General features: G+C 71.2%; 10 protein-coding genes and 1 pseudogene. 3 read left to right on the forward strand and 8 right to left on the reverse strand.

From position 1 onward, the window contains the following. The gene (locus L6E10_RS19365; RefSeq protein WP_236220880.1) at positions 1 to 2,322 is read left to right on the forward strand and encodes a DEAD/DEAH box helicase; all 2,322 of its coding nucleotides are present in this window, start codon (positions 1 to 3) and stop codon (positions 2,320 to 2,322) included. 210 nt (positions 2,323 to 2,532) lie between these two features. Here the strand turns inward: L6E10_RS19365 and L6E10_RS19370 are convergent. Further along, positions 2,533 to 3,335, reverse strand: a protein-coding gene (locus L6E10_RS19370; protein WP_374236991.1) for an IS5 family transposase whose coding sequence is annotated in 2 segments (ribosomal slippage) — positions 2,533 to 2,990 and positions 2,990 to 3,335 — 804 coding nt in all. Because the reading frame shifts where the segments join, the coding sequence is not laid out codon by codon here. Positions 3,336 to 3,530: 195 nt separating this feature from the next. Here L6E10_RS19370 and L6E10_RS19375 point away from each other — a divergent pair. Then, positions 3,531 to 4,187, forward strand: coding sequence for an aminoglycoside adenylyltransferase domain-containing protein (locus tag L6E10_RS19375; protein ID WP_236220882.1), 657 nt, complete (start codon positions 3,531 to 3,533; stop codon positions 4,185 to 4,187). Then, entirely contained in the window at positions 4,175 to 4,303 is a 129-nt protein-coding gene (locus L6E10_RS40375) for a hypothetical protein (protein WP_275676691.1), read from the forward strand. The genes L6E10_RS19375 and L6E10_RS40375 overlap by 13 nt, the downstream gene beginning before the upstream one ends. A 441-nt stretch (positions 4,304 to 4,744) precedes the next feature. Here L6E10_RS40375 and L6E10_RS19380 read toward each other — a convergent pair whose 3' ends face one another. The 7 genes and pseudogenes from L6E10_RS19380 to L6E10_RS19410 form a co-directional block, all read right to left on the reverse strand. Next, a complete protein-coding gene (locus tag L6E10_RS19380; RefSeq protein WP_236220883.1) occupies positions 4,745 to 5,365 on the reverse strand; it encodes a bifunctional DNA primase/polymerase in 621 nt (206 codons plus the stop codon). Positions 5,366 to 5,663: 298 nt separating this feature from the next. Then, a pseudogene (locus tag L6E10_RS19385) lies at positions 5,664 to 5,987 on the reverse strand (Rv3654c family TadE-like protein); the annotation flags it as partial. Beyond that, entirely contained in the window at positions 5,984 to 6,283 is a 300-nt protein-coding gene (locus L6E10_RS19390; protein WP_236220884.1) for a TadE family type IV pilus minor pilin, read from the reverse strand. The gene L6E10_RS19390 and the pseudogene L6E10_RS19385, both read right to left, overlap by 4 nt. Positions 6,284 to 6,293: 10 nt before the next feature. Beyond that, positions 6,294 to 6,455 carry a DUF4244 domain-containing protein gene (locus L6E10_RS19395; protein WP_090097586.1) on the reverse strand — a complete coding sequence of 54 codons (162 nt, stop codon included), beginning with the start codon at positions 6,453 to 6,455 and terminating at the stop codon, positions 6,294 to 6,296. 25 nt (positions 6,456 to 6,480) lie between these two features. Then, on the reverse strand, positions 6,481 to 7,005 hold the full coding sequence (locus tag L6E10_RS19400; RefSeq protein WP_236220885.1) for a type II secretion system F family protein: 525 nt from the start codon (positions 7,003 to 7,005) through the stop codon (positions 6,481 to 6,483). Beyond that, entirely contained in the window at positions 7,002 to 7,772 is a 771-nt protein-coding gene (locus tag L6E10_RS19405; protein ID WP_236220886.1) for a type II secretion system F family protein, read from the reverse strand. The genes L6E10_RS19400 and L6E10_RS19405 overlap by 4 nt, the downstream gene beginning before the upstream one ends. Next, positions 7,766 to 8,878, reverse strand: a complete 1,113-nt coding sequence (locus tag L6E10_RS19410; protein ID WP_236221130.1) for a TadA family conjugal transfer-associated ATPase — start codon at positions 8,876 to 8,878, stop codon at positions 7,766 to 7,768. The genes L6E10_RS19405 and L6E10_RS19410 overlap by 7 nt, the downstream gene beginning before the upstream one ends. Between the last annotated feature and the right edge of the window lie 102 nt (positions 8,879 to 8,980).

An 8,980-nucleotide genomic window follows, 5' to 3' on the forward strand; every position in this document is an offset into this window, starting at 1 on the left:
GTGGTGTATGCGAAGCTCGGCCTCGTGGTGGATCAGGGACGCCGGTTGCTGGACCGCGTGCTGGCGGGGGTGCCCGCCGGGGAGTCACCTCTCACGCACGCGCGGAATCTGCCGTCGCGGCAGGCAGATCACGTGGAGTGGCCTGCGTGGACAGCTCTCCCGGTCGTCGAGGCGTTCGTCGAGACGGGTGTGCGGGAGCCGTGGCGGCACCAGGTGGAGGCCGCGTCGCTGGCGTGGTCGGGGCAGCACGTGGTGCTCGCGACGGGCACGGCGTCGGGCAAGTCGCTCGCCTACCAGTTGCCCGTGCTTTCCACTCTTTTGGCGGACACGAAGGCCACCGCGCTGTACCTGTCGCCGACCAAAGCCCTTGGCGCGGACCAGCTCCGCTCGCTGGGTGAGCTGGGGATCAAGGGCGTGCGCGCGTCGGCCTACGACGGCGACACCCCGATGGCCGAACGCGACTGGGTCAAGGCGCACGCCAACTGGGTCTTCACCAACCCGGACATGCTGCACCGCGGAATCCTCCCGCAGCACCCGAAATGGTTGCGCTTCTTCCGCCGGCTGAAGTACGTGGTGATCGACGAGTGCCATTCCTACCGAGGCGTTTTCGGTTCGCACGTGGCGTTGTTGATGCGGCGGTTGCGGAGGGTCGCGCGGAAATACGGCGCGGATCCGGTGTTCGTTCTCGCATCGGCCACTGTGGCTGATCCTTCCGGGTCCGCCGAACGATTGCTGGGCGTGCCGGTTTCCGCTGTCGTGGACGACTTTTCGCCCCGTGCGTCGCGCACGGTCGCGTTGTGGGAACCACCGCTGACCTCTTTGGAAGGTGAGAACGGTGCTCCCGTCCGGCGGTCGGCGGGCGCGGAGACGTCGCGGATCCTCGCGGACCTGGTGGTGGAGGGTGCGCGGTCGCTCGCGTTCGTGCGCTCGCGCCGCGGTGCGGAGCTGACCGCGATCGGCACCCAGCGGATCCTGTCCGAAGTGGACAGCGAGCTGCCGTCGCGGGTGGCCGCGTACCGGGGCGGGTTCCTGCCGGAGGAGCGGCGGGCGCTCGAGAAAGCCCTGACCACGGGCGATCTGCTCGGCGTCGCGACCACGAACGCGCTGGAGCTCGGCGTCGACATCGCCGGGCTGGACGCGGTGGTGGTGGCCGGCTTCCCCGGCACGCTGGCGTCGTTCTGGCAGCAGGCGGGCCGTGCCGGCAGATCGGGTGACAGCGCGCTGGTGGTGTTCGTGGCGCGCGACGACCCGTTGGACACGTACCTGGTGCACAACCCGTCCGCGGTGCTCGACAGGCCGGTCGAGGCGACGGTCCTGGACCCGCTGAACCCGTACGTGCTGGGCCCGCAGCTGGCGTGCGCCGCGTCGGAGATGCCGCTGACACCGGCCTGCCTGGACGACTTCGGCGGATCGCTCGCGGAGTCCGTCCTGGAAGAGCTGGTGGCGGAGAAACTGCTGCGCAAGCGCCCCGCGGGCTGGTACTGGGCGTCGCACGACCGCCCGCACGCCGGGGTGGACATCCGCGGCTCCGGCGGCGAGCAGGTGGTCGTCGTGGAGGCGGACTCCGGCCGGATGCTCGGCACGGTCGACCCCGGATCGGCCTGCTGGCAGGTTCATCCGGGTGCGGTCTACCTGCACCAGGGGCGCGCGTACGTGGTCGACGAGCTCGACCTGGACAGCGGCCTCGCGATGGTCCACCGCGAAGACCCGGAGTGGACGACGCAGCCGCGCGACTGCGTGGACATCACCGTCGTGCGCGAGGTCGAACGCGCCGAGTTCGACGGGGTGTCGGTGTCGCTCGGCGAGGTGGAGGTGACGACCCAGGTCGTCGGCTACCTGCGGCGGCTGCCGTCCGGGGTGGTGCTCGACCAGATCCCGCTCGACCTGCCGGAGCAGACGCTGCGGACCCGCGCTGTCTGGTACGGCGTCGACGAGTCGCTCCTGTTCGACGCCGGTGTGGAGGCCAAGCGGATCCCCGGCGCCCTGCACGCCGCCGAGCACGCGGCGATCGGTCTGCTGCCGCTGTTCGCGACGTGCGACAGGTGGGACATCGGCGGCGTGTCGACGGCGGCGCACCCGGACACCGGAATGCCGACGGTGTTCGTGCACGACGGCCACCCCGGCGGCGCGGGCTTCGCGGACCGCGGGCACTCGGCGTTGCGGGCCTGGCTGACGGCGACGAGAGCGGCGATCAGCGCGTGCTCGTGCCCGATGGGCTGCCCGTCGTGCGTGCAGTCGCCGAAGTGCGGCAACGGCAACGACCCGCTGGACAAGGCCGGCGCCGTGCTGGTGCTGGACGTGGTGCTGGGCAAAATCGCCTGACCGGGTGGTCGTTGCCCGGTTACCGTGGCCTGGTGAACGCCTGCGGCTGCAACGCCACGAACCGGACCCGTCGCGCTTAGGCGCGGCTGAGCCCGGCGCACCGCCCCGACGGGGTGGTCGCCCCGCCTCACCCGCCCCCGACCGGAGTGGTCGCCTTAACCGGGGTGGTCGCCTTAACCGAGTGGCGCCTTGACCGAGTGGCCTAAGTGATCAGTTCAGAATGAGTTTGCGCAGGCAGATGATCGAGCAGGCAAGACTGAGCATGGCCTGGTGGACGTCGGCTCGTCGTTCGGTGCGGATGCGGAGTCGTCGGAAGCCTTTGAGCCAGGCGAAGGTGCGTTCGACCGGCCAGCGGACTGTGCCCAGGCCGGAGCCGTGTGCGACGCCGCGGCGGGCGATGACGGGTGTGATGCCGCGGGCGCGGACCAGGCGCCGGTACTTGTCGTGGTCGTAGCCGCGATCGGCGTAGATCCGCCGTGGCCGGCGGCGTGGTTTGCCGACCACGCCGCGGATCGGTGGGATTGCGTCGATGAGCGGGATCAGCTGGGTGACGTCGTTGCGGTGCCCGCCGGTGAGTGTGACGGCCAGCGGGATGCCACCCGCGTCGGTGATCAGGTGGTGCTTGGAGCCGAGTTTGCGGCGGTCGACCGGGCTCGGGCCGGTGTGGTCCCCCCTTTGAGCGCGCGCAGGTGGGTGGAGTCGACCAGGGCTGCGGACAGGTCCAGCAGCCCGGCGGCGCGCAGTTCGGCGAGCAGTTGCTCGTGCAGTTGCTGCCAGACGCCGGCCTCGTGCCACTCGGTCAACCGCCGCCAGCAGGTCGAGCCCGACGCGCCGAACAAGGCGGTGGGCAGCCGGTTCCAGCCGATGCCCGTGCGCACCGCGTAGAGGATGCCTTCCAGCGCGGCCCGATCGTCGGCGCGTCTGCGACCGGGATAGCGGAAACGCCTCGGGGACATCGGGATCAATGGTTCCAGCCGAGCCCACAGCTCGTCGGTCAGGACCTCCTCACGCACACAGTGATCTTGGAATGTCCTGCCCCGCAGGCAAAGCCGACACGCCAGCTCATTTTGAACTGGTCACTAAGGGGTCGCCCCCGCCGCACCCTGGTGCAGCGAGCCGCCCCCGTGTCCCGGGCCGCCTCCGCCGCGCCCGTCCCCTCCACCGGCCACGGGCCACGAGCCACGAGCCACGAGCCACGGGAGTCTGCCTTGTTCACACCCTTTTCCGACCTGAACGCCCTGCTCGCCGACCTGGTCTCCTCGGTTCGCGAGATCCTCGGTCCCACCTACGTCGGCACGTACGTCCAGGGTTCGTTCGCCCTGGGTGCCGGTGACGTCCACAGCGACTGCGACTTCATCGTCGCCTGCACCGAACCGCCGTCCGGTGACCGCGAAGCCGGGTTGCGGCGGCTGCACGACGAGATCCCCCAGCGCCCAGGCCGCTGGTCGACGGAGATCGAGGGCTCGTACGCCGACGTCGAGTCGTTGCGCTCCATCGCCGGCCTCGGGGTGCCGTGGCTGTTCAACGACCACGGCACGCGGACGTTGGAGTGGGATCTGCACTGCAACAACCCGCACGCCCGCTGGATCCTGCGCCGCCACGGCATCGTGCTCGACGGCCCGCCGATCACGTCGCTGGTCGACGAGGTGCCTGCTTCCGTCCTGCGCTCGTCGATGCGGGCCGAGCTGCCACACGTGCTGGCGGGCATCCGGGAGTGGGCGCCGATGGGGAACGCCTGGACGCAGCGCTACATCGTCTCGACGTACTGCCGCACGCTCTACACCATCCGGACCGGAGAGGTGGAGTCGAAGCGCGGCGCCCTGCTGTGGGCGTTGAATGTGCTCGATCAGCGGTGGCACCGCTGATCGAGCAAGTCCTGCGCGACCGGGACCTCGGCTGGGACGCCGACGCGGTACCGCGGCCCGGATCCTCGGAGGAGACCTTCGCCTTCGCGGCGTACGCGGAAGGGCTCCACTTCTAGCTTTCGTGGGCGCGGCGGGGGCTCACGGGTACCCCCGCCGCGCTCTCCACGTGCCGAACACCGTGTTCCCGCCTGCTACCGCTTCGTGACCGGATCCCTTGGAACATCGGTGGAATCTGGTTCGTTCGTCTCGACAGGACACGCGGGAGGCGACGGTGTCGACTGTCTGCTGACGAACTCCGGGGAGGAGCCGGCTTCACCGACCGCGGCAGAGCGGGGGCTCTGCCACTACTGTCCTCGGTCCGGTCACTGTTGCGGGAGGCTGTCCTTCGGGGTGCGTGTTCGGCTTTTCCGCCCGTTCCTTCGCCGGCCCCCGACGTGCGGGGTGCGGAGGCCGGTCATCGGACCGGGCTTGGTGGAACGGCCGTGCAGGGCATCGCCTTCGGGGTTGTCGGGGAGAGTCCACGACGACACCCAGCACGGCCGGGCTTTTCGGTTGTGTCAGACGGTTTCGAGCTGGTAGCCCGCCGGGGTGCGGACCGCCTCGACGAGTGCGTCCTGCACGACGTGCGCGTCCGGCAGGTTCCAGCCGCAGACCTGCGGCTTGACCCGCCAGTGCACGACACCGTGCGCCATGGTGGTGGGAGGAAGCGGGATGTACTCGCCCTTGGCGTAGTGGTGCACGTCCGAGTTGTTGGCCAGCTCGGAGTTGAGCGTCGAGCCGGACTTCACGAGGAACATCCAGCGGCCGGACGGGGTCGCGGCGATCGGCACGGGAACACCGATCGACCGCAGGGCGACGGCCGCGCGGCGGCCGAGGGCGGTACCGACCTCGATCGCGTCCACCACGTGGCCGGTGGCGACGAGAAGGCTGTAGGAACGGCCGGCCCACCAGGTGGCGACCTGGTCGGGGCTCGTCCCGATCCGGTCGACCCAGTCGCGGTGCACCGGGATCGGGCCGTGGAGCTCGAGGCCGCTGCGGCCCGCCCACTGCGTGACGCCGTTCTCGGTGGCGGCCGGGTAGGTGCCGGGCAGCACAGGCCAACCGCGGTACGCGAGGCTCACGGCCTCGGCACGCAGTTCGATGCGGAAGGCCCCGCGCCAGCTGTCCGACCAATCCATCTTCCGTCGCCTTCTTCCTAGGCTCTGACTCGACATCGACGTGGTGCCGGTTCCTGTGGAGCACCGCGTCGGTGCCGCCTCTACAACTAACGACACCGGCCCGGGCCGCCGTAACCCCCTCTCGACAACTGGTAGCTGTGGAACGGCGAACGTCCTCCGGCTGAACGGAGCACCGAACGCCGGGCGTTTGGTTCGACCGCCGTTCAGCATGTTCGGGCGCGGGTGTGAGTCCGCTCACCGCTGCGAGTCGACCGCTCGTCGCTCTCCAAACGCTTCGATCTTCAGCCGGACCTGCCCTCGCCCGTGCGTTCACCGTGCCGAACGGTGTAGCCGCGGACACCTCGACCACCACCTCCCAGCCGTTCACCGCGCAGCCCGTCAGCTCGGCCCTGTTCTCCACGGCGACTCGTTTTGCCTGTTCACAAGCACTTTCCTCGCCTTCGGCGAGACGAGCGGCAGCCGCGAGCGCCGCCAGATCGGCCGCACCGGTCACCCGGTGCCGCGCGACGACCGCCGAACCGATCCGCGCACCGCCCGCCGCGACGATGATCAGCAGCAGCATCGCCACCACGCCGCTCACCGCAACCGAACCGCGCTCGCGACCAGCCCGCTCGCCGCTCATCGCGGCTCCGGCACGGCGAACGCCCGCGCGCTGAGCGGCAAGCCGAGCGGACCTCTCTTGCTGACGACCACCTCCACCGCGTCCGGGTCGAGGTGGATCACGACGGTCGCACCGGGCGCGATCTCCGCCACCGCCGCCTCACCGCGCTGCCCTTCACCGCGCGCCGCAAGCCGCGCCGCCTCTCTCGCAGCGTCGGTGCACCGCATCTGCTCGATGACCGCCGTCAGCCCGTTCGCCGCCAGCCACATGGCCACCAGCAACGCACTCACCGCGATCGCCGCCTCGACCGTGACCATGCCGCGGTCGTCAGACCGTCGACAGCGCACGCTGTATCAGCCCTTGCAACAGGTTCTGCACGAAGTCGCTGGTGACGACCACGTACAGCACCGCGGCCAGCGCGGCCGCCACCAACGTCCCGATCGCGTACTCCACGGTGCTCATGCCGCTGTCGTCGTCGAGCAGGTCCATCTCTTCTCCCGGGTGTAAAAACAGGTCAGGTGAGCAACTGATCAGCCAGTCCCAGCACCACCGGCACGACGCCGAGGCACAGGAACGCCGGCAGGAAGCACAGTGCGAGGGGTGCGGCCACCGCGACCGCGGCCCTCTGCGCCTTCGCTTCGGCCTGGTCGGTCGCCTCGGCCCTGGTCCGCGCGGCGAGCTCGGCGGTCTGCCGGGCGAGTGCCGCCCCGGACCGCGCGGTCCGCCTGGCGGCCCTGGCGAGCCGCTGCGTGGCCGGGTGCTCCAGCGCGGGCGCCCACGCCGTGACCGGGTCGGCACCGAGTCTGAGCAGGTCGGCGACCTGCACCAGCTCTCCGATCCCGGCCGCCCGGATCGCCGTCGGCACCGGCAGTCCGGCCTTCAGGCACGCGGCCAGCAGGTCCCAGGCCGCCGCCCTGTCGAACGGCCCTTCCGCTCTCCGTTCGCCGGGCGGAGCGTGGGCCCGGGGCTTGAGGCGATCGACGGATCGTCGCGGGCTCGGCACCACGAGCAGAGCCAGCGCGAGGAGCAGGAACGTCACGGCTCCACCTCCGTGATGCGCTTCGTCCACCACAGCCCGGCCGCCAGGAACACCGCGCCCAGCACGAGCAGGCACTGCCCCGCGGTGGTGCTCGTGAGGACGTGGAACGGCTTGGCGCCGCTGATCTCGCCCAGCAGCACCCCGAACACCGGCAGCGCCGCCAGCACCGCCGCGCTGGCCCGCGGTCCTGCCATCCGCGCGTGCACCTGCCGCGCGAACGCCGCCCGTTGGTCGAGGTCGCGTCTCGTGGCGTCCAGGACGTCCGCCAGCGCCACACCGTGCTTCGCCGACACGTGCCACGCCTTGGCCAGCTGCGCCACGGCGGGCTTGAGCAGCGGCTGGTCCAGTTCGGTCAGCGTCCTGGTGATGTCACCACCCAGCCGTGACGTCGCCGCCGCGGCTTTCAGCACTTCACCGGCCGGCGCCGGGGTGTCCTGGGCCGCGCCCTCCGCCGCCTGGGCCGGGTGGGCGCCTGCCCGCAGCTCGTCGACCACTCCGCCCAAGCCGTCGCTGAGCGCTTCGGTGGCGGCGGTCCGGGCCTTGTTCTCCTTGTGCTGCTTCAAAACGGCTCTCACCGTCGCGGCGAGGACCGCTACGGCCACGAGTCCGCCGATGCCCGCCGTCAGGTAGGCGACCGCCGCCGCGGCCACGAGCCAGAGGTGCTTCGGCACCACGACTTCTCGTTTGCCCCGCGGCCGGAGCCGCCGGATCGGTTTGAGATGCGGCCACGTGATCAAAGCTGCCGCCAGCAGCAGAAGGGTCAGCACAGCAACCCCTTGTCGTGCCAGCCTTTCTGCCGTGTCCAGACCGGACGGACCACGAGCCCGTCGCCGGTGCGCTCGAAGGCGCCGATCTCGTTGAGGTAGCGGACGCCGTTGTCCCGCCGCATGTGCAGGACGATCCGCAACGCCGCCGCCACCTGGCTGTGCAGGGCGTGCGGCGCGAGCCCGCCCAACGCTCCCAGCGCCTCCAGCCGGGCGGGCACTTCGGCCGGCGAGTTGGCGTGCAACGTCCCGGCACCTCCTTCGTGCCCGGTGTTCAACGAGGTCAGCAGCTCGCGGACCTCGGCCCCGCGCACCTCCCCCACCACGATCCGGTCGGGACGCATCCGCAACGCCTCCCGCACCAGTTCCCGAGTTGTCACCTCGCCCGCACCCTCGACGTTCGCGGGCCGCGCGGTGAGCCGCACGAACTGCGGGTGGCCGGGACTGAGCTCGCTGGCGTCCTCGACGCACACGATGCGTTCGGTGGCCGGCACGCACCCCAGCAACGCGGACAGCAACGACGTCTTGCCCGACCCCGTCCCGCCGATCACCAGGAACGCGAGTCTCTTCCGGACGATCGAACGCAACGCCAGCCCGATCTCGGCGTCGAACGTGCCGAGCCGTTGCAACGCTTCGAGGTCGTGCGTCGCCGGCCGCAGAACCCGCAGCGACAGGCAGGTGCGCTCCGCGATCGGCGGCAACACCGCGTGCAGCCGCACACCGCTGCCCGGCAACCACCCGTCGACGCACGGCGAGGCGTCGTCGAGGCGCCGGCCCGCCGCCACCGCCAGCCGCTGGGCGAGCCGCCGGACCGCGTCTTCGTCGGGGAACGTGACGGTCGTGCGGCGCAGGCCCGCCCTGCCGTCCACCCAGACCTGGTCCGGCGCGGTGACGAGGACGTCGGTGGTGCCGGGGTCCGCCAGCAGCGGGTCGAGGGGGCCGGTGCCGCTGAACTCCTGGCGGAGGACCCGGAGGGCTTCGAGGACGTCGGAGTCCGCCAGGACGCCGCCGGCTTCGGAGCGGACGGCGTCGGCGACCACCGCCGCGGTGAGCTCGATGTCGGTGCCCGCCAAGCGGTGGCGGACGCGGTCGATGAGGGCGGCGGTCATGGCACGGGCCTCGGCGGGTGGGGCCGGGGTGGCTTCGGCGGGGGTGGGAACGGTTCGCGCTGGTGGGTGGGGCGGGGTGGGTTCGGCGGGAGTGGGAACGGT

Source organism: Lentzea sp. CC55, from assembly GCF_021056325.1.
Classification (GTDB): Bacteria; Actinomycetota; Actinomycetes; order Mycobacteriales; family Pseudonocardiaceae; genus Lentzea; species Lentzea jiangxiensis.

What these genes read in the sequence shown, in the direction of transcription:
- L6E10_RS19380 (WP_236220883.1), bottom strand. Translation starts at nt 5,365, where the DNA reads ATGGATTGGTCGGACAGCTGGCGCGGGGCCTTCCGCATCGAACTGCGT.
- L6E10_RS19390 (WP_236220884.1), bottom strand. Translation starts at nt 6,283, where the DNA reads ATGGTCACGGTCGAGGCGGCGATCGCGGTGAGTGCGTTGCTGGTGGCC.
- L6E10_RS19395 (WP_090097586.1), bottom strand. Translation starts at nt 6,455, where the DNA reads ATGGACCTGCTCGACGACGACAGCGGCATGAGCACCGTGGAGTACGCG.
- L6E10_RS19410 (WP_236221130.1), bottom strand. Translation starts at nt 8,878, where the DNA reads ATGACCGCCGCCCTCATCGACCGCGTCCGCCACCGCTTGGCGGGCACC.